This window comes from Sporosarcina obsidiansis, assembly GCF_009651005.1.
Classification (GTDB): domain Bacteria; phylum Bacillota; class Bacilli; order Bacillales_A; family Planococcaceae; genus Sporosarcina; species Sporosarcina obsidiansis.
Genome location: NZ_WHVW01000004.1, coordinates 131,756 through 152,105, shown reverse-complemented (window position 1 = coordinate 152,105; position 20,350 = coordinate 131,756). Strand labels below are relative to the sequence as shown.

Here is a 20,350-nt window from a genome sequence, read left to right as displayed (position 1 = left end):
CACTACTTTATCATATCATGGCATTCTGTCAGTTGCAACAACCAACTCTATTCGTTCAGTAAGTCTATTGCAGTTTGTTTATCTTTACCAATTTGTTCTTTTAACGCTTCAAGAGACTCAAACTTCTGTTCAGATCTAATTCGGTATAACCAATCAATCGCTATTTCTTGACCATATAGATCCATACTCGCATTCAATAAATGAACTTCTGCTGTTGCTTTTCTTTGGTCTGGGTCATGAAAGGTTGGTTTCACACCCATATTACAGATACCGGGATACCACTGGCTATCGATTAAACAGCGGACAGCATACACACCATTTGAAGGGACAATGTGCTCTTCATCTGTTTCAATATTCGCCGTAGGAAAACCTAGCTGACGTCCCCTTTTTTCACCGTGCACTACTTCGCCAACTGAACGAAAAGGACGTCCAAGTAATAAAGATGCCTCTTCCACTTTTCCTTTCGACAAAAGCTCACGCACCTTAGTAGAAGAAACTTTCCCATCATGCTCAAAAGTAACTTTCGGGATAGTTGTCGTGCCGTACATTCCGTCAGAAAGCTCACTCATCTCTTTCATCGTTCCAGAACCTTTTACTCCAAATGTGAAATCAAAGCCCGCTGTCACGTGCTTTACACCCAGCCTCTTTATAAAAATATCGATAAACTGTTTAGGTGATAAACTGGCCAAATCCCAATCAAAGTTCACAATAAAAAGCGCGTCCACTTGAAGTGATTCAAGAAGTCTAATCTTTTCAGCTAATGGTGTGATATATCCAATATTCTTACCAGAAAAAAGCTGAGATGGATGAGGATTAAACGTCATGACGGCAGTTTGGAGCCCTAATTCATTGGCCGTTTTCTTCGCAGAATTAATGACTTCTTGGTGTCCTTTATGTACGCCATCGAAAAAACCGATTGCTAAGGAATAGGCACAACCTTGTTCAATACTCAGTTGATCAGGATAACGTAATCTAAAGATTTCCATTTCTATCTCTCCTTACTCATTAGGCAGCAACATTTTTTCAGGTTTCATCAACCCTGACTTCGTTGGATGATTTTGGTATATAGCCATTACTTGGCCATTATGCGTGATGACAATAGACGGATGTTTCATTAATAAAGGATCCGCCGGTAACACTTGTCCATTTTGAATATTCTCCAATAAATCAGGCTGGATTTCTACCTTCGGAAAGCCAGTCAATACGTCGTCAATTGGACGTAAAATGGAATCAATTTCTCCTTTGTCCATCAGTTGCGCTACTTCTGCTAACGTCTTGCAATGCGATTGATGAAAATTACCTGATGACGTTCGAACTAAGGATTCCATATGAGCGGGAAAGCCAAGAATCTCTCCAATTTGTACTGCAAGCGTTCGAATATATGTCCCTTTTCCGCACCGTACTCGGATGGAAAAAGTGACTTCCTCTCCAGTAAATACTTGGTTATCATCTAAAAGTTCAATTTCATAAATCATTACTTTACGAGCAGGTCTCTCTACATCTATGCCCTTTCTTGCATATTCATACAATCGCTTCCCATTCACTTTTACCGCTGAGTACATAGGCGGAATTTGAGTGATTTCCCCTGTCAGTTTATGAAGTACGTTAACAATTTGTGCTCTTGTAAACTCTTTATACGATTGATCACTCGTTACTGTGTCCCCTTGTGCATCTTCAGTCTCTGTGGACTTTCCGATGGATACCTTGGCAATATATTCTTTACCTGCATCTGTTACAAACGAAGCGACCTTGGTAGCTCTACCGATACAAATTGGTAGCACTCCTTCTACTTCAGGATCTAGCGTGCCAGTATGTCCGACTTTTTTTGTACGTAAAATCTTCCGAAGCTTAAAGACGCAATCGTGCGAAGTCATACCTTTCTCTTTCCATAAAGGAAGAATACCGTTCATCTTACCCCTTCTTTCTTCGGGTGTATTCTAGTAGTGAATTTGTTATATATGTAAGAAGAGAGGAAGTCATCACGCCTAAGCGTTAATGAACTTCCCCCTCATTTATTACTGCTCGTTTTCATCATTCACCTTACGAATCAAACTTTCGATCCGATTACCGTAAGCAACCGATTCATCCAGTTCAAATTCAACTTCAGGTGTTTTACGCAGACGGATTCGTTGCCCGATTTCCGTACGGATAAATCCCTTAGCTTTCGAGAGGCCAATTAACGTGTCTTCGCGCTCCTTAGCTGTACCTAAAACAGAAATGTACACTGTCGCTTGTTGTAGGTCACCTGTTACATCGACACCCGTAACAGTAACAAATCCGATACGTGGATCTTTTAATTTTTGGCCGATAATTTCGCCAAGTTCTTTCTTCATTTGTTCGGCTATTCGATTTGCACGCACTGACATGGAAATTCACCTCTATCCTTTGATCATAAAAAGTCGATCGTACACGCGGTCATTTCCCAATCCGGGTTTGATTCGAACAGGCGTATGGCCCTTTGCACTTCTCGCTCAGCCGCATCTTTAGAAGAAGCTACTGAAACTAACGCAAAAGTGGTTCTTTGCCATAAATCCTGATGATCAATTTCCGCCACAGAGACATTATAGGAGTTTTTCACTCGATCTCTCATCCGGTTCAACACGGCTCGCTTCTCTTTTAAAGTAGCTACTTCCGGGATGAAGAACGAACATTCCGCGTAGACAATCATACTCGCTTAATTTCTTCCATTACATACGCTTCAATAATATCGCCCTCTTTAATATCATTGAAGTTTTTAACCGTAATCCCGCATTCATAGCCTTTTGCTACTTCTTTCACGTCATCTTTGAAACGCTTGAGTGTGTCAAGCTCTCCTTCAAAGATGACGATGTTTTCACGAAGAACTCGTACACTTGAATCACGTGTAATTTTACCATCTATTACATAGCTTCCCGCAATTGTCCCAATTTTAGTCACTTTGAATGTCTCGCGCACTTCCGCTTGACCGATTACTTTTTCTTCATACTCAGGATCCAGTAACCCTTTCATAGCAAATTCAATTTCTTCGATCACTTTATAAATAACACGGTGTAATCGAATGTCAACACCTTCTGCTTCAGCTGCACGTTTCGCATTGATATCTGGACGTACGTTAAAACCAATCACAATCGCATTTGAAGCGGCTGCCAATGAAATGTCGGACTCATTGATCGCCCCGGCTCCCGTATGGATGATCTTCACATTAACGCCTTCCACTTCAATTTTCATGAGGGATGCTGCCATCGCTTCCACGGCACCTTGTACGTCCGCTTTGACGATCAAATTCAGTTCCTTCATTTCACCTTGCTTCATTTGGTCAAACAGATTATCAAGCGTTACGCGTGTTTTTTCTACACGTTGTTCTTGAAGAGCTTCTCCAGCTCGTGTCTCACCGATTTGACGCGCTGTTTTCTCGTCTTTAAATACAACGAAACGATCTCCAGCTTGTGGTACATCACTTAATCCAGTGATTTCTACTGGCGTCGAAGGACCTGCTTCTTTCACACGGCGTCCAAGATCATTGACCATCGCACGAACACGACCATACGTATTACCGACAACAATTGGGTCACCTACATGCAATGTACCGTTTTGTACGAGCAATGTAGCAACAGATCCTTTTCCTTTATCGAGCTGTGCTTCTATTACGGTACCTCTTGCTCTAATGGACGTGTCGGCAGTCAATTCGCCTACTTCTGCAACTAATAGTACCATTTCAAGAAGCTGTTCGATTCCTTCACCTTTTAATGCAGAAATCGGTACGAAGATCGTATCTCCACCCCAGTCTTCTGATACTAAACCGTGTTCAGTCAACTCTTGCATGACGCGGTCAGGATTGGCTGTCGGCTTATCCATCTTATTCACTGCGACAATAATCGGTACTTCTGCTGCTTTCGCGTGGTTGATTGCTTCAATTGTTTGAGGCATGACCCCATCATCAGCTGCAACAACTAAGATCGTTAAGTCTGTTACTTTAGCTCCACGTGCTCTCATTGTAGTGAAAGCTTCATGGCCTGGTGTATCTAAAAATGTAATTTTCTTATCATTAACTTTAATCTGATATGCTCCGATATGCTGGGTAATTCCGCCAGCTTCTCCTTGCGTAACTTTCGTGTCACGAATTGAGTCGAGCAAAGTTGTTTTACCGTGGTCAACGTGACCCATGATCGTTACAACTGGAGGTCTTTCTTCTAAAGAAGCTGGTTGTTCTTCTTCAGGTTCTTCGAAATAAATCTCCAAGTCTGTAACATCAATTCTGATCTCTTCTTCTACTTCTACACCATATTCAGCACAGATCAATTCGATTGCATCTTTATCCAGCACTTGGTTAATCGTTGCCATGACACCAAGCATAAATAACTTTTTAATTATCTCAGATGGTTCTTTTCCTAGTTTTTGAGCTAGTTCACCCACTGATAACGATTCGTAAAAAGTAATTTTTTCTGGTAGTGGTTTTTCGATTTTTTGTGCTGGAACAGCTGGACGATATCTACGGCGTCCTTGATTAATACCGCGTGCAGGCGGTCTTCCACCACGGCTTCCACCTGGACGTCCTTGTCCGCCACCAGCTGGACGTGCTTGATTCGCACCTTGACCTTGTCTCGGTTGTTGGTTGCTCCCCTGTCTTGGTTGCTGATTCGTGCCTGGTTGCTGGCTGGCTGGCTGTCGGTTGCCGGTAGCTGGACGTTTAGATCCTTGGCTACTTTGGTTCCCGGAGCCCGCACTTTGATTTGAACGGTTAGCTGACTGCTGTGGGCGATTGTTACTGCCTTTTGGTGCTGACTGTCCTGAGTTTGATTGCTGTGGTGCACTTTTACCTGCATTATTCCCGCTCGGGCGATTGCCAGAAGGCCGCTGTGCTGGTCGATCTGATTTTTGATTATTGTTTGGCTTATTTCCTGTGCTCGCTGAAGTTTGTTTTGATTGGCCAGAGAATTTCTTATCCAGTTTACTAACTGTTTCAGGATCAATCACTGCCATATGATTATTAACTTCTACTTTCATTTTACCTAATTCGTTAATGATATCTTTACTCGATTTATTTACCTTTTTGGCATATTCATGTACTCGTATTTTCGTCATTAGCCCACCCCCGGTTATAATCGTTGAGGAGCTCGGATAACTTTTTGGCGAATCCTTTATCCGTTAGCGCCAAGACCACACGTGCTTCTTTTCCAATCGCATGCCCAAGGTCTTCGCGACTCCCGAAATCATGCTTCTCAACGTTGTAAGTGTTACATTTATTAGTTAATTTTTTCATCGTGTTTGCAGACGCATCTTTAGATAGGATGACAAGTTCTGCATGTCCCGAACGGACTTCCCGTACAACTAGGTCTTCACCCGTCACAATTTTTCGTGCGCGGGCTGCCATACCGAGCAGCTGATAGATCTTTGTTGGATCTGTCATTTGATCGCCTCTCGACGAATGGCATGTAAGAGATCGTCGTACACTTGATCAGGAACTTTCGCACTCAATTGATGTTCAATTGAGTGTTGTTTTCGTGCTTTTTCTACCGCTTCTTCCGTTTTGGATACATATGTACCGCGACCTGACTTTTTCCCAGTCAAATCAACGGAAACTTCTCCTTCTTTCGTACGGACAATCCGGATCATTTCTTTTTTTGGTAGCATGTCACCTGTAGCTGCACATTTACGCAAAGGGATTTTCCGATTGTTCGACATCAGCATGCAATCCTTTCCAAATCAATCTTCTTCGTCTACGTCTGCGTATAAATCAAAGTCTTCTGTTTGTTCAACTAGTGTTTCTTCTTCATATTCGTAAGCTTCTAAATAACTATCAGCATCCGAGCTTTCTTTGTCTTTCAACTCTGCATCGTATGCGTTTATCTCTGCATCCGTGCGAGGATAGATCCCTAGTTCTCTAGCATCCGTTTCACTTTTGATATCAATTTTCCAACCCGTCAGTTTAGCAGCCAGTCTTGCATTTTGACCTCTTTTACCAATAGCTAAAGATAATTGATAATCCGGAACGACAACAGTTGTAGAACGTTCTTCTTCATCCACTTGAACATCCAGTACTTTTGAAGGACTTAATGCATTCGCTACAAAAACAACCGGATCGTCTGACCATTCTACAATATCGACTTTCTCTCCATTCAATTCATTAGAGATGGATTGAACCCGAGCACCTCTAGAACCGACACAAGAACCGACTGGATCTACTTCTTCATTTGTCGTATAAACCGAAATTTTAGAACGATCGCCTGCTTCTCTCGCAATCGATTTAATCTCTACCGTACCATCATAAATCTCAGGTACTTCTAGTTCAAATAAGCGGCGCAGCAAACCAGGATGTGTTCTAGAAACAAATACTTGCGGTCCTCTAGCTGTTCTCTCTACTTTTGTTATATATACTTTTATACGATCATGTGGTGCATATGATTCTGTTTGGATTTGTTCACTTGATGGCAATACTGCTTCCACTTTACCTAAACCGACAAATAAGTTTTTGGCATCCATTCGTTCTACGATACCATTTACGATATCTTCTTCACGATCGATATACTCTTCATAAATCAGACCACGTTCTGCTTCACGTACACGTTGCGTAACAACTTGTTTAGCGGTTTGGGCAGCAATCCGTCCAAAATCACGTGGTGTAACTTCCTCTTCGACAATGTCGCCGATTTCATACACTGGATTGATTACTTGCGCATCTTCCAATGAAATTTGCAGACGATCATCTTCGACTTCTTCTACAACATCTTTACGGGAATAGACCTTCATCGTGCCTTTATCTAAGTTCAAATCCACCCGGACATTTTGTGCTTGGTTAAAGTTTCGTTTATATGCAGTTACAAGCGCTGCTTCAATCGCATCCACTAGTACATCTCTTGAAATTCCTTTTTGCTGTTCAAGAGCTGTCAGTGCTTCGAGTAGATCACTACTCATATTCATCACTCCTACATTCCATTATCTTCCTGTTTCAACTAGACGTCCGCTTCCGCTTTTGGTTTAAAAGTCAATTGCTAGTCTTGCGAAGGCAATTTTTGTTTTATCAATTTCTACTAATACTTTTCTTGTCTTTATTCGTATTTCCACTTTTGCGAAGTCTGGCCCGTATCCAAGTAAGTACCCCTCGAATTCTTTCAGTCCGTCGATGGGTTCATAGGTCTTGATAAACACATACTGGCCAACTGCTTTTTCAAAATCTTCATCTTTTTTCAATGGTCTTTCCGCTCCGGGAGAAGACACTTCAAGGAAGTAGTTCTGGGATATTGGGTCAACACGGTCCAGTTCCTCGCTCAGCTTTTCACTAACAGCTGCACATTGATCAATATCAATGCTTCCTTCAGGTGTATCGATATAGACGCGTAAAAACCAATCTCTACCTTCTTTCACGAACTCGACGTCTACTAGTTCAAGACCCAATTCTTCTACTATTGGACTTGTCAACTGTTCGACTTCCTCTGTAATTTTACTCAAACGTATCCCTCCCGAAATTAAAATCAATCACGCCCCGGCGTGATTGCGTCTGGATTTTGATTCGAGGCCTGCACGATGCAGGTCATGTAGACGTTACCGCAGGATGCGGTGAATTTAGTCTGCCTTCCTCATAACTCCCCTCAAAATCCATGACATCCGCCGGAGGCTTTATCTGGATTCAGCAGGAGTTTAAAAAACCCACTGAACAAAAAACACTTGCATTCGTCCCACCCACTTTAGAAGTATAGGGCTTCTGCTGAATTCAGATAAACAACAGAAAAGAGCGGGGAGCCCCACTCTTTTCCGTAAGACGTATAGCAAAAGTTGCTTTAATCGTATCATAAGGCCATTTACAATGCAAATGATGTAGCCCCTGGTATCCATTAGAACAATGATAATTGATTCGCTTCTGGCATTCCTTCCAAGCAGCCAAACGTATCCAAGTACTCGACAATCGTTTTGGAAACACGACCTCTCTTCTGAAAGTCCTCTTTAGATAAAAATTCACCATCTTTACGTGCTTCCACTATTGTTTTCGCAACGTTTGTTCCTAAAGACGGAACAGCGTTAAAAGGTGGAATCAACTGGTTCCCTTCAATGAGAAAGCGTGTGGCATCCGATTTATACAAGTCTGGTTTAGCGAATGTAAAACCACGCTCCACCATTTCCAATGAAATTTCTAGAACCGTCACTAAGTTCTTCTCTTTTGGAGATGCATCCAGTCCTTTGTCATTTATTTCTTTAATCTTCGCACGGATAGAAGCGGATCCTTTCGACATCGTCATTAAGTCGAAGTCTGTTGCCCGAACAGTGAAATACGTTGCGTAGTACATGATCGGATGATGCACTTTGAAATATGCAATACGAAGTGCCATTAATACATAGGCAGCCGCGTGCGCTTTAGGGAACATATATTTGATTTTCTTACATGAACCGATATACCAGCCCGGCACTTTATTGGCTTTCATCTCCGCCTCAAACTCAGGTGTCAGACCTTTGCCTTTACGTACGGACTCCATGATTTTAAAAGCTAATGAAGGTTCCAAACCTTGATAAATTAAATAGACCATAATATCATCTCGACATCCGATCACCTCGGATAGCTGACAGATTTTATTTTGGATCAATTCTTGTGCATTTCCTAACCAGACATCGGTTCCGTGAGATAATCCCGATATCTGGATTAATTCAGAAAAAGTGGATGGCTTTGTTTCTTCAAGCATCTGACGAACAAATCGTGTACCGAATTCAGGGACGCCTAATGTTCCCGTTTTACAGTCAATCTGTTCTTCCGTCACCCCTAAAGAAGAAGTTCCACTAAATAATGCCATGACACCTTCATCATCTGGAGGAATCGTTTTCGGATCGATACCGGATAAATCTTCTAACATTTTAATCATTGTCGGATCGTCATGTCCGAGAATATCCAATTTCAGCAAGTTGTTATCGATTGAGTGAAAGTCGAAATGTGTCGTACGCCAACTGGACTCCACATCATCCGCTGGAAATTGGATCGGCGTGAAATCATAGATATCCATCGTGTCAGGAACTACGATAATTCCACCTGGATGCTGTCCAGTGTTACGTTTTACTCCAGAACAACCTTGCACTAGCCGATCGATCTCCGCGCCGCGCATTTGCAGATCGTTATCATTCATATAACCACGAACATAACCATAGGCCGTTTTTTCAGCAACAGTTCCTATCGTTCCTGCACGATATACATAATCTTCACCGAATAATTCTTTCGTATAGTTATGAGCATGTGCTTGATACTCACCACTAAAATTCAAATCGATATCGGGTACTTTATCGCCAGCGAAACCTAGAAACGTTTCAAAGGGAATATCTTGCCCATCTTTTTTAAACATCGTCCCACATTTTGGACATTCCTTATCTGGTAAGTCATACCCTGAACCGACAGACCCATCATCGAAAAATTCATAAGTTTTGCAAGACGAACAGACATAATGAGGCGGCATTGGGTTTACTTCGGTAATTTCCATCATCGTGGCTACGAAGGAAGAACCTACAGATCCACGAGAACCGACCAAATAGCCTTCATCCAACGACTTCTTCACCAGCTTATGTGAAATGAGGTAAATGACCGCAAATCCATTATCAATGATGGATGTTAATTCTTTTTCAATACGGGCTTCTATAATTTCTGGCAGTGTATCCCCATAAATGTGGTGTGCCATCGAATATGTCAGCTCACGTACTTCCTCATCGGCGCCTTCAATCTTAGGTGTGTATAAGTCATCTTTTATTGGTTTAACATCCCCAATTTGTTCCACAACTTTCTTTGGATTCTCTATCACAATTTCTTTTGCTGCTTCTTCACCTAGAAATGCAAATTCAGCAAGCATTTCATCCGTTGTCCTAAAATGGACAGCTGGGAGAGAATGACGATTCATCGGGTTTGCCCCCCCCTGTGAACGAACCAATACTTTTCGGTACATGGCGTCCGTTTCTTCTAAGTAATGGACATTGCCTGTAGCACAAACGGGTAAACCAGTCTTCTTTCCTAGCTTGAGCATTTTACGCATAATATCTTCTAAATTCCATTCATCTCGAATTAAATCCAACTCAAGTAAATGTGAATAGACTGGTTTTGGATGAATTTCTAAGTAATCATAGAAACGCGCAATTTCCTCTACTTCTTCCATCGGTTTTTGCATTAGACCTTCAAAAACCTCTCCCTTATCACAGCCCGATCCAACCAATAAGCCTTTTCTATGTTTGACCAACACAGAACGAGGAATACGCGGAACACGATAGAAATAATCCATATGCGAAATAGAGACGAGTTTGAATAAATTTTTCAACCCTTCATTGTCTGTCGCAAGCAACGTACAGTGAGAAGGCCGTGACCGTTTATAGGCGTCTCCCTCTCCGATGTTTTTATTTAAATCGTCAAGCCATTCGATCCCTTTTTCTTGTGCATCTTTCAGCAATCGTAAAAAGAGATGAGCAGTGGCTTCGGTATCATAAATCGCTCGGTGATGTTGAGTTAATTCGATATCGAATTTTTTAGCAAGTGTGTTTAGACGATGATTACGCAATTCAGGATAAAGGAAACGTGCAAGTTCTAATGTATCGATTACAGGATAAGCAGTCGTTTCGATTTTCGCCCTCTTGCATGAGGCGTAGAAGAAGCCCATGTCAAACGACGCATTATGAGCGATCAGTACAGCATCACCAATAAACTCGATGAAATCTGCCATCACCTCAGATACTTCTGGCGCGTCTTTCACCATATCATCCGTAATACCTGTTAGTTCCGTCGTGATGGATGATAGAGGGTGATGAGGATTCGCAAAGCGTTCAAAACGATCAATAATTTCTCCATCGCGAACACGCACTGCTGCTAGTTCGATAATAGTGTCATACACGGCAGATAAACCGGTAGTTTCTACGTCAAAAACGACATACGTATCGGTCTCTAATCGGCGATGTTGTTCTTCATAAACAATCGGTACCCCATCATCTACAAGATTGGCTTCCAAGCCGAATAACACTTTAATGCCATGTTTTTTTCCCGCATTGTATGCTTCAGGGAAAGATTGGACATTCGCATGATCTGTAATCGCTACCGCTGGATGGCCCCATTTGGCAGCCTGGGCAACTAACGCTTGCGCGGATACAACGGCATCCATTTGACTCATTAACGTGTGGGCATGCAACTCAATACGTTTTTGCCCTTCAGGAGCTTTGTCTTTCCGTTCAATTGATGGGATAACAGCTAAATCTTGCGCCATCATAATCAAATCTCTAACGAATGTATCATTTTGAATACTTCCTCTTGCACGGACCCACATTCCTTTTTTAAAGGACTTCATCAATTCCGCATCTTCATTGTCTCGTGAAAACATCTTTACTAAGATCGAATCAGTATAATCGGTTACTTTCAACGTTAATAGCGAGCGTCCGCTTCGAAGCTCTCTAATTTCTGCATCAAATACAAAGCCTTCTATGATCAGGCGCCGCTCTTCGTCTTGAATTTCATGAATCGGAATAATCGGGTCCCCTGCCTTAATTGGAACACCAAGAATTAAGGCTTTTTCGGAATCTCCTTGTTCACTCTTCATCGTTTCACGTTGCTGTAATTGTTCAAATGCTTTCATTGACAATACTTCTTCTTCTTGCTTTTTTTGCGAAAGGAAATGCTGACGCTCTTCTTCCGCGTTCTCGTTTTCCTCAATAGACACATCGACTGTTAATTGAGGAAAGCCAAATTGCCGATAAAGGTTTGCTAGGGGCTCTACATATTTATTTTTGAGCGTCTGACATTCTAGGTCGCTTGAGCAGCTGATCAACAATTTTTCACCATGTAACTTTGGCTGTTGTTCTACTAAACATTGACGAAGTGGTGGGGAAATATCAGCCAATTCTTCTACAACGAGTGGCCAATAAGCGATAATCAACTGTTCATCAGCAGTAGTGTTACGACTTTCCACTTTGAGATGTACATTTGCTATCGCGGCGAACGTCTCATGGATGCGCTGCTGCATGAGACGGAATACATCGATGGGTAGCACTTCATCAACCGTGACATTGAATTTCCACACTCTAGATTTCGTATGGACCGTTACACGATTCAGTTCTCCATTTTGAAAGTAAGGCATTAACTGGTCATCTGTTAAGCCTGTCTGCTGCAACAACGTTAGAAACTTTTGCGTGGCATCCAACATAAACTCCTCCGATCTATCGCGAAAAGAAGGGAAGTTCCGTTACCGGACTCCCCTTCCTTCTATTATTCTGCACTGAAAAATGATTGTAATTTTTCTAGAACTTCTTCTTTTTGCCAATCAAATGATTCTCCGCTGTCTCGGAATGTCACTTCTACAATTCCTTCATCTGCTCTTTTACCGATTGTAATCCGAACAGGCAAACCAATCAAGTCCGACTCAGCGAATTTCACACCTGCTCTTTCGGGGCGATCATCGTATAGCACATCATATCGGTAAGATTCCAATACAGCATACAGTTCATCGGCTAGTTGTTTTTGAATCTCGTCCTTCACATTGATAGCGACTAGATGAATATCAAATGGAGCTAGCTGTTTAGGCCACATTAAACCACTTTCATCATTAAACTGTTCTGCAATAGCTGAGAGAAGCCGTGTTACATTGAGACCATAACGTCCCATAATAAAAGGTTTTGCTCTTCCTTGTTCATCTAAAAAATTACCTTTCATTTGCGCACTGTATGTAGTGCCTAGCTTGCAGATATGACCAATTTCTATGCCTTCCGCGAATTTAATCATTCCCATGCCGTCAGGAGATACGTCTCCTTCTTGTATGAATCGGATATCTAAATAGTCATCGATGGCAAAATCGCGTTCTGGATTCACATTGATCAAGTGATAGTCGTCATCGTTTGCGCCTGCCACTCCGTTTACTACAGATGCTACTGCATGATCCGCAAAAACTTTTACCCCGATCGGCAGTTTGACTGGACCAATGGAACCTACATGACAGCCAAGCAACTCTTCAATTTCTTGTTCTGATGCTAACTCTACTTGTTTAGCGGCAAGTGAAGTTTTCAACTTACTATCGTTAACGTGATGATCTCCACGACATACAACTAGCACTAAATTCTCGTCCACTTTATACACTAAAGACTTCAATATCTTTTCAGGTTCCATAGACAAGAATGTTGCTACGTCTTCAATACTCCGTTGATTTGGTGTTGCCACTTTTTCTGTTTCTTTAAGCTTTTCCTCTGATTTCTCATAGTCAACGTTTACCTCTGCCATCTGGATATTGGCAGCGTATGAGGAGCTATCACTAAAAGCAATCTTATCCTCACCAATTTTCGCCAATGCAATGAATTCATGTGTTGTCTTTCCAATATCTGCAATGACCATACGGAAATGCATACCAAGACGTGTAAAAATATTTGTATAAGCTTGCATTATTTCTGCATACTTTTCATCTAAGCTTTCTTCTGTTGCATGGAACGAATATGCATCTTTCAAAATAAATTCGCGACTACCAAGCAAACCTAAGCGAGGTTTATATTCATCACGAAAACTTGTTTGAATTTGAAACAATGTCAAAGGTAATTTTTTATAGGATTTTACTTCGTCACGCAGTAAAGAGATGATGACCTCCTCGTCAGTAGGACCAAGAGCAAATTCTTTAGACTGACGATCTTTCATGCGAAACAATTCATGACCATAGGAATTCCAACGCTCAGTTTGTTTCCATAGTTCAGATGGTTGCAATACGGGCAGTATGACTTCTATCCCCTCGATCGCTTCCATTTCTTGGCGTATGATTTTTTCGATTTTGCGAAGGACTTTTTGCGCCAGCGTTAAATACGTGTAGACACCATTCGCATTCTGACGTATGTACCCTGCCCGCAAGAGCAATTGATGGGAGCGGGTATCTGCATCTGATGGGTTCTCTCGCATCGTTGGTATAAACGTTTTTGATTGTTTCATGATATACTTCCACCTTTTTTAGAAGAAAAATCGCTGAATGTCATTCCATGTCACGACAAGCATCAGGACCATCAACAACATAATACCGACAAAGTGCACCATGCCTTCTTTTTGTTTGTCAATCGGTTTTCCACGTAAGCCTTCAAATAGAAAGAATAATAATCTTCCTCCATCTAGAGCTGGCAATGGTAGTAAGTTCATGATTCCTAAATTGATACTTAACACAGCTCCCCAATTCATTAAATTGAAAATACCATATTGAGCTACTTCTTCAGTCGCTTTATAAATACCGACAGGACCTGATAATGCATCAATGGAAAACTGACCCGTTACGAGCTGACCGAGTAATTCGAAAATCTTCACAGTCCATGTATAGGTCTGTTCTGCACCGAACACTACAGATTTAATAAATCCTTTTTCAAGTGGACTCGAATAAATGACACCAATCTGCCCATATTCTTTACCCGCATCCGTTAATGATTCAGGTGTCACCTCTATAGGTAGCGTTTTCCCATCACGTTCCACTTCTAACGCTAAAGGTACTCCTGGACTTTCCTGAATGGCTTGGGAAAATAGCGTCCAAGAATCGATACTCTTCCCATCTACACCTGTAATGAGGTCACCTTTTTTCAAACCTGACATCTGCGCTGGTGTATTAGGCTTTACTTCTGAAATAATCGGTTCATTTGTCGGTACACCATTCAGTAAACCGAGAGCTAAAAATATAAAGAAGGCTAAAATGAAGTTAAACAACGGTCCGGCAAAAATAGCCAAGGCTCTGCTGCCCAATGACTTGGATTCAAATTGTCTATCATAAGGAGCAATCAATGTTTCTTGGCCTTTTTCAATAATCATAGCCGTTCTGGAGATTTTTAGATGGACTAATTTTCCTTCTTCATCGTATCCTTCAATATACAATTCCTTGTCCAAATCCGATTTTTCTACTTCTAGATTTAATATGTTCGGGTTGGAGACATTACGATTCAAATAAATCTTTTCTATTTCATCTTGAGCATTCAGTAACAATCCTACTCGATATCCTGGCTGTAATTCAACAGTATCAAAATCTTCTCCTGCCATCCGTACGTATCCACCTAGCGGGAGCAAACGTATGGTATAGAGTGTTTCTCCTTTACGAATCGCTAAAATTTTAGGACCCATACCTATAGCGAATTCACGTACCATGATTCCTGCTTTTTTGGCAAAGAGAAAATGTCCAAACTCATGGAATGCTACAAGTGTTCCGAATATCACAACGAACGCAATAACAGTTTCCATTCAGTAACCACCTTCATCGGCTATTACAGCCTAAAATTAATCTCGATACTATACTATACCATACACTTTTTTCCGCGTAATGCGATCTGTCTCCAAAATTTCTTCCAGACTCGGTGCGTTAATGGTCTCGTGCTCATCCATCACTTGTTCAATAATATCTTCGATTTGCATGAATGAAATACGCCCCTCCATGAACAACTGAACAGCCACTTCATTTGCAGCATTCATCACAGTGGGCATAGTGCCTCCTTCCCTACCTGCATCATATGCAAAAGATAGGGCCTTAAATCTCTCAAAATCCATTTTTTCAAAATGAAGTTTGCCGATCTCATCTAGTCGAAGACGTTTCGCATTAGCCATAAGAATACGGTCCGGATACGTCAATGCATATTGGATGGGCACACGCATATCTGGAGACCCAAGCTGAGCCATGACACTCGTATCTTCAAACTCGACCATGGAATGGATAATACTTTCTTTATGAAGTAAACATTCAATTTGGTCATACGGCATCGCGAATAAATGATGTGCTTCAATCACTTCTAACCCTTTATTCATCATCGTCGCTGAATCAATCGTCAATTTATTGCCCATCGACCAGTTCGGATGCGCTAAAGCTTGTTCCACCGTTACATGTTGAAGCTGATCACGACTAAACTCTCTAAAGCTACCTCCAGATGCTGTCAAAATCAGTTGAGTAATTCGCTTTGGATTTTCTCCATTCAATGATTGAAATAAAGCAGAATGTTCACTATCGACAGGGACTAAAGGCACGTTATATTGTTTAGCAGCCTGTACTACAAGATCTCCGGCAGCGACCAGTGTTTCTTTATTGGCGATCGCGATCGTCATCCCTGCTTCTATTGCAGCGAGTGTAGGCTTCAAACCCACACTACCAATGACCGAATTTAACAACACATCTGCCTCTATACCAACTGCAGCTTCAATCAATCCTTCTTCTCCATGAACGATTGTGATATCTGGAAATTCTTTTTGTAAGAACACTGCATCTTTCTCATTCATGACTGATACCAATTTAGGTTTGAACTGTGTTATGATTTCACTCACTTTTTGAATGTTTTTACCGGCAGACATCGATGTTAACGTAAATCGATCTGGGTTAGCCGCAATAATATCCAGTGTTTGTGTGCCTATGGAGCCAGTCGCACCAAGTAAATTAATCTTCTTCATAAATATAACTTCCTTTCCGTTATCCGACGAACTGAACAAAATGAAGGAGCGGCAAAACGAAAAGTAGACTATCAAATCGATCCATAATTCCGCCATGTCCAGGCAAAAGTGTGCCTGAATCCTTTACGTTGTAGAATCGTTTCAATGCTGATTCCACCAGGTCTCCCATTTGACCGATTATGGACGCTACAATCGTTATGAGTATGAACGTCACATAGGAATTTGCAATAGGATAAAACATATTGTACACGAGCGATAAAAGAACGGCACAAATAATCCCACCAACAAATCCTTCTACTGTTTTATTGGGCGAGATCTCTGGCCAAAGTTTTCGCTTGCCGATTTTGCGTCCAACAAAGTATGCACCAGAATCAGTCGACCAAATGATTAATAGTGCATAGCCTATGTACTCCAAACCAAATAAGCGAGTTTCTATTAAATAATAAAACCCAATTCCTACGTACAATGCACTCATTGCAGAAAATGAAATGTCTTCAAATGTTGATCGATTCTTCACCACTACCGTATAAACTAAAAGCAGTAGTACCAATACGTAGATCATTTCCATCTTCTCTAAACGAAGATAGCCTTCTACTTGTTCAGTCCATTGGGAAGGCAATAAGATCACCAGTAAGATTACCCACGATAAAATCCCATAAACCGAGAAAATAGACATATTTCGCATGCGAAGTAATTCATATAAACCAATCGTAGCAATTGCATAGATCGCAATGATGAAAGGCAACCCGCCTATTACGATGACTGGAACGAAAAATGCAAGTGCTACGATGGCTGTAATGATTCTTTGCTTCATCCTTTCTGATCTCCTTCCAAGCTTCCAAAGCGACGATCCCGATTTTGGAAATCTTCAATTGCTTGCATAAAACATTCTTCATTAAAATCTGGCCATAATACATTTGTAAATATGAATTCTGCATACGCAAGTTGCCAAAGCATGAAATTAGACAAACGAACTTCTCCACTTGTACGGATCAATAAATCAGGTTCTGGTAAGTGTGCGGTCATCAATTTAGAATCAATTAAATTTTCATTGATACTGTTAATTTCTAATGTGCCCTCTGACACTTCTTTTGCAAGTTCTTTCATTACATGAACTAGTTCCAATCTACTTCCATAGTTCATGGCAAAATTTAATATGAGTCCTTGATTATCTTTTGTTGTTTCAATTGCTTTTATAATGGCTTTTCTAGTGTGTGCAGGAAGTGCATCCATATTTCCTATCATTTCTACTTTTATGCCTTTTTCCATTAATTCAGGTAAATATGTATTGAGGAATTCGCCAGGTAGATTCATCAAAAAGTCGATTTCAATTTTCGGTCTTTTCCAATTTTCAGTAGAAAATGCATAGAGAGTCAGAGCTTTCACACCCAGTTCATTTGCGAAATTGGTAATTTGACGGACGGTTTTCATACCTTCATGATGGCCAGCAATTCTTGGCATTTTCCGTTGTTTCGCCCATCTTCCATTTCCATCCATGATGATAGCGACATGGTTAGGAATCTGTCTTTTTCTAACGGCTTCGATCCGGTCATTCAATAAATGAACGTCTTCCGTTTTTTTTCGCATTAGTTTTCTAAGCATAGCGTTCCCCCACTTGGCTCTTTTCGGATACTCCTACAGCCTATCCTACCAAATTGCATAGCAAATAGCATGCAAAAGACAGAAAAGAGCGTCCTAAAAGTAGGACGCTCCTCCTTATAGAAAGTTCTGTACTTAGATTTCTAAAATTTCATTCTCTTTGTCTTTTGCCGTCTGATCGATCTTCTCAATGAAATCATCCGTTAACTTTTGGACTTGATCCGTATAGCGGCGCAATTCATCTTCTGTAATTTCCCCATCTTTTTCAATCTTCTTGAGATCTTCATTACTGTCACGACGGACATTGCGGATAGCTACTTTTGCATCTTCTGCTTCGCGCTTAACCTCTTTTACCAATTCTTTTCGACGATCCTCTGTTAAAGCAGGAACAGCTAGGCGAATAACAGAGCCATCATTAGACGGAGTAATGCCAACGTCAGATTTCATGATCGCTTTCTCGATATCACCAATTGTAGTTTTATCATAGGGCTGCACAACAAGAAGACGAGGTTCAGGTACGGAGATTCCAGCCATCTGGTTCAAAGGTGTAGGTGCACCATAATACATCACAGAAATTCTGTCCAAAAGACTCGCATTAGCTCTTCCCGCACGAATTGACGCTAATTGTCTTGAAAAGGCGCTATGTGCTTTTTCCATTCGTTCACTTGTTTGATTCATAATTTCTTTCGTCATTACTTATTCCTCCTGACCACCGTACCGATATCTTCTCCAAGCACGGCTTTTTTAATATTACCATCCTCCATAATTGAGAATACTACGAGAGGTATATCATTGTCCATACATAGTGTTGAAGCTGTAGAGTCCATCACTTCAAGACCTTGACTAATGACTTCGAGGTAGGAAAGCTCTAAATATTTTGTTGCATTTTCATCTTTCATTGGATCTGCTGAGTACACACCATCCACATTATTTTTCGCCATTAAAATAACATCCGCTTCTATTTCAGCAGCACGTAACGCAGCCGTCGTATCTGTAGAGAAATATGGATTTCCTGTTCCTGCGGCAAAAATAATGACACGGTTTTTCTCCAAATGACGGATAGCTTTTCGGCGTATGTAAGGCTCTGCCACTTGTCTCATATCAATGGAGGTCATCACGCGAGTTTCAGGTCCTAGTTTTTCAAGCGCATCTTGTAATGCGAGAGAATTCATCACTGTAGCAAGCATTCCCATATAGTCAGCAGTTGTACGGTCCATTCCCATTTCACTTCCGACTTTACCTCTCCATATGTTGCCTCCGCCTACAACTACAGCCACTTCCACGCCTAGTTCCACGACTTCTTTTACTTGATTTGCAACTGATTTTATGACTTTCGGAGACAAACCAAAACCTTGTTCTCCTGCCAACGCTTCTCCACTTAATTTCAACACGATCCGCTTATACTTTGGAATACTCATGTAGACCCTCCTGCAATTTCCTATTCTCCGAAAAAAGAGGAACACATAATGGATGTGCCCCTCTGTATGTTAGTTCTGGACTTAGTTACCTTTAACTTGGCTCATTACTTCGTCAGCAAAGTTATCTTCACGCTTTTCAATACCTTCGCCCACTTCATAACGAATAAACTCAACTAATGTTCCACCAGTTGATTTAACGAAATCACGGACTTTCTGATCTGAGTTTTTAACGAATGCTTGGTCTAATACACAAATCTCTTCGAAATATTTCCCAAGACGACCTTCGACCATTTTCGCCACAATATTTTCTGGCTTTCCTTCATTCAATGCTTGTTCAGTCAATACTTTACGCTCATGTTCTACTTCTTCTGCAGAAACTTGATCGCGTGAAACGTATTTAGGATTCATTGCCGCAATGTGCATTGCAACGTCTTTCGCTGCTTCAGAATCAGTTGAACCTTCGACAACTGTTAACACAGCAATACGTCCACCCATGTGCAAGTATGGTCCAAATGCATCTTGATCTTTCTTTGTACGAATTTCAAAACGGCGAAGAGTAATTTTCTCACCAATTTTAGCTACTGCATTGGAAATGTGTTGAGAAACAGTCAAGCCGTTATCCATTTTAGATTCGTTTGCTTCTTCAACTGTAGCAGGTTTTGTTGCAAGCAAGAATTCCGCTAGCTCCTTAACTAATTGCTGGAATCCTTCGTTTTTCGCAACGAAATCAGTTTCAGCATTTACTTCAAGGATAATCGCATCATTACCTTGAACTAAAATATTTGCTACACCTTCTGCTGCAATACGGTCCGCTTTTTTCGCTGCGCTAGAAAGACCTTTTTCACGCAAGAAATCGATAGCAGCCTCCATATCTCCATCAACTTGAGATAATGCTTTTTTGCAGTCCATCATACCTGCGCCTGTTTTTTCACGAAGCTCTTTAACCATTTGGGCTGTAATTGTTGCCATTTGAAAATTCCTCCTAATA

At 41.2% G+C, this 20,350-nt stretch carries 18 protein-coding genes; all 18 read right to left on the bottom strand.

Features of this window, described 5'->3' with window-relative positions; translation table 11 throughout:
• Nucleotides 1–47: 47 nt before the first annotated feature.
• The gene (gene ribF, locus GD002_RS05410) at nt 48–986 is read right to left on the bottom strand and encodes a riboflavin biosynthesis protein RibF (protein ID WP_153731323.1); all 939 of its coding nucleotides are present in this window, start codon (nt 984–986) and stop codon (nt 48–50) included.
• A gap of 12 nt (nt 987–998) precedes the next feature.
• Nucleotides 999–1,910, bottom strand: coding sequence for a tRNA pseudouridine(55) synthase TruB (truB, locus tag GD002_RS05405; RefSeq protein ID WP_153731322.1), 912 nt, complete (start codon nt 1,908–1,910; stop codon nt 999–1,001).
• Nucleotides 1,911–2,015: 105 nt separating this feature from the next.
• Nucleotides 2,016–2,366, bottom strand: a complete 351-nt coding sequence (rbfA, locus tag GD002_RS05400) for a 30S ribosome-binding factor RbfA (RefSeq protein ID WP_153731321.1) — start codon at nt 2,364–2,366, stop codon at nt 2,016–2,018.
• 23 nt (nt 2,367–2,389) lie between these two features.
• Entirely contained in the window at nt 2,390–2,668 is a 279-nt protein-coding gene (locus GD002_RS05395) for a DUF503 domain-containing protein (protein WP_153731320.1), read from the bottom strand.
• Nucleotides 2,665–5,061, bottom strand: a complete 2,397-nt coding sequence (gene infB / locus GD002_RS05390) for a translation initiation factor IF-2 (RefSeq protein WP_153731319.1) — start codon at nt 5,059–5,061, stop codon at nt 2,665–2,667. Before infB ends, GD002_RS05395 begins: the two co-directional genes overlap by 4 nt.
• Entirely contained in the window at nt 5,039–5,386 is a 348-nt protein-coding gene (locus GD002_RS05385; RefSeq protein WP_153731318.1) for a YlxQ family RNA-binding protein, read from the bottom strand. The genes infB and GD002_RS05385 overlap by 23 nt, the downstream gene beginning before the upstream one ends.
• Entirely contained in the window at nt 5,383–5,661 is a 279-nt protein-coding gene (gene rnpM / locus GD002_RS05380; RefSeq protein ID WP_153731317.1) for an RNase P modulator RnpM, read from the bottom strand. The genes GD002_RS05385 and rnpM overlap by 4 nt, the downstream gene beginning before the upstream one ends.
• Nucleotides 5,662–5,682: 21 nt before the next feature.
• Nucleotides 5,683–6,891: a transcription termination factor NusA gene (gene nusA / locus GD002_RS05375; RefSeq protein WP_153731316.1), complete on the bottom strand. Its 1,209-nt coding sequence runs from the start codon at nt 6,889–6,891 to the stop codon at nt 5,683–5,685.
• Between the two features lie 63 nt (nt 6,892–6,954).
• On the bottom strand, nt 6,955–7,425 hold the full coding sequence (gene rimP / locus GD002_RS05370) for a ribosome maturation factor RimP (protein ID WP_153731315.1): 471 nt from the start codon (nt 7,423–7,425) through the stop codon (nt 6,955–6,957).
• Nucleotides 7,426–7,808: 383 nt separating this feature from the next.
• Entirely contained in the window at nt 7,809–12,119 is a 4,311-nt protein-coding gene (locus tag GD002_RS05365) for a PolC-type DNA polymerase III (RefSeq protein WP_153731314.1), read from the bottom strand.
• A 62-nt stretch (nt 12,120–12,181) separates the two neighbouring features.
• The gene (locus GD002_RS05360) at nt 12,182–13,876 is read right to left on the bottom strand and encodes a proline--tRNA ligase (RefSeq protein ID WP_153731313.1); all 1,695 of its coding nucleotides are present in this window, start codon (nt 13,874–13,876) and stop codon (nt 12,182–12,184) included.
• 18 nt (nt 13,877–13,894) lie between these two features.
• On the bottom strand, nt 13,895–15,154 hold the full coding sequence (gene rseP / locus GD002_RS05355; RefSeq protein ID WP_153731312.1) for an RIP metalloprotease RseP: 1,260 nt from the start codon (nt 15,152–15,154) through the stop codon (nt 13,895–13,897).
• A gap of 48 nt (nt 15,155–15,202) precedes the next feature.
• On the bottom strand, nt 15,203–16,345 hold the full coding sequence (gene dxr / locus GD002_RS05350; RefSeq protein ID WP_153731311.1) for a 1-deoxy-D-xylulose-5-phosphate reductoisomerase: 1,143 nt from the start codon (nt 16,343–16,345) through the stop codon (nt 15,203–15,205).
• Between the two features lie 19 nt (nt 16,346–16,364).
• Nucleotides 16,365–17,159, bottom strand: coding sequence for a phosphatidate cytidylyltransferase (locus GD002_RS05345; protein ID WP_153731310.1), 795 nt, complete (start codon nt 17,157–17,159; stop codon nt 16,365–16,367).
• Entirely contained in the window at nt 17,156–17,947 is a 792-nt protein-coding gene (locus GD002_RS05340) for an isoprenyl transferase (RefSeq protein WP_153731309.1), read from the bottom strand. The genes GD002_RS05345 and GD002_RS05340 overlap by 4 nt, the downstream gene beginning before the upstream one ends.
• 132 nt (nt 17,948–18,079) lie before the next feature.
• The gene (frr, locus tag GD002_RS05335) at nt 18,080–18,637 is read right to left on the bottom strand and encodes a ribosome recycling factor (protein ID WP_153731308.1); all 558 of its coding nucleotides are present in this window, start codon (nt 18,635–18,637) and stop codon (nt 18,080–18,082) included.
• A complete protein-coding gene (pyrH, locus tag GD002_RS05330; RefSeq protein WP_153731307.1) occupies nt 18,637–19,362 on the bottom strand; it encodes a UMP kinase in 726 nt (241 codons plus the stop codon). Before pyrH ends, frr begins: the two co-directional genes overlap by 1 nt.
• An 81-nt stretch (nt 19,363–19,443) precedes the next feature.
• Nucleotides 19,444–20,331 (bottom strand): translation elongation factor Ts, encoded by an 888-nt coding sequence (tsf, locus tag GD002_RS05325; RefSeq protein WP_153731306.1) that lies wholly within the window; start codon nt 20,329–20,331, stop codon nt 19,444–19,446.
• Nucleotides 20,332–20,350: the final 19 nt, after the last annotated feature.

Coding starts and splice junctions, on each gene's coding strand:
- ribF (WP_153731323.1), bottom strand. CDS start 986: ATGGAAATCTTTAGATTACGTTATCCTGATCAACTGAGTATTGAACAA.
- truB (WP_153731322.1), bottom strand. CDS start 1,910: ATGAACGGTATTCTTCCTTTATGGAAAGAGAAAGGTATGACTTCGCAC.
- rbfA (WP_153731321.1), bottom strand. CDS start 2,366: ATGTCAGTGCGTGCAAATCGAATAGCCGAACAAATGAAGAAAGAACTT.
- GD002_RS05395 (WP_153731320.1), bottom strand. CDS start 2,668: ATGATTGTCTACGCGGAATGTTCGTTCTTCATCCCGGAAGTAGCTACT.
- infB (WP_153731319.1), bottom strand. CDS start 5,061: ATGACGAAAATACGAGTACATGAATATGCCAAAAAGGTAAATAAATCG.
- GD002_RS05385 (WP_153731318.1), bottom strand. CDS start 5,386: ATGACAGATCCAACAAAGATCTATCAGCTGCTCGGTATGGCAGCCCGC.
- rnpM (WP_153731317.1), bottom strand. CDS start 5,661: ATGTCGAACAATCGGAAAATCCCTTTGCGTAAATGTGCAGCTACAGGT.
- nusA (WP_153731316.1), bottom strand. CDS start 6,891: ATGAGTAGTGATCTACTCGAAGCACTGACAGCTCTTGAACAGCAAAAA.
- GD002_RS05365 (WP_153731314.1), bottom strand. CDS start 12,119: ATGTTGGATGCCACGCAAAAGTTTCTAACGTTGTTGCAGCAGACAGGC.
- GD002_RS05360 (WP_153731313.1), bottom strand. CDS start 13,876: ATGAAACAATCAAAAACGTTTATACCAACGATGCGAGAGAACCCATCA.
- rseP (WP_153731312.1), bottom strand. CDS start 15,154: ATGGAAACTGTTATTGCGTTCGTTGTGATATTCGGAACACTTGTAGCA.
- dxr (WP_153731311.1), bottom strand. CDS start 16,345: ATGAAGAAGATTAATTTACTTGGTGCGACTGGCTCCATAGGCACACAA.
- GD002_RS05345 (WP_153731310.1), bottom strand. CDS start 17,159: ATGAAGCAAAGAATCATTACAGCCATCGTAGCACTTGCATTTTTCGTT.
- GD002_RS05340 (WP_153731309.1), bottom strand. CDS start 17,947: ATGCTTAGAAAACTAATGCGAAAAAAAACGGAAGACGTTCATTTATTG.
- frr (WP_153731308.1), bottom strand. CDS start 18,637: ATGACGAAAGAAATTATGAATCAAACAAGTGAACGAATGGAAAAAGCA.
- pyrH (WP_153731307.1), bottom strand. CDS start 19,362: ATGAGTATTCCAAAGTATAAGCGGATCGTGTTGAAATTAAGTGGAGAA.
- tsf (WP_153731306.1), bottom strand. CDS start 20,331: ATGGCAACAATTACAGCCCAAATGGTTAAAGAGCTTCGTGAAAAAACA.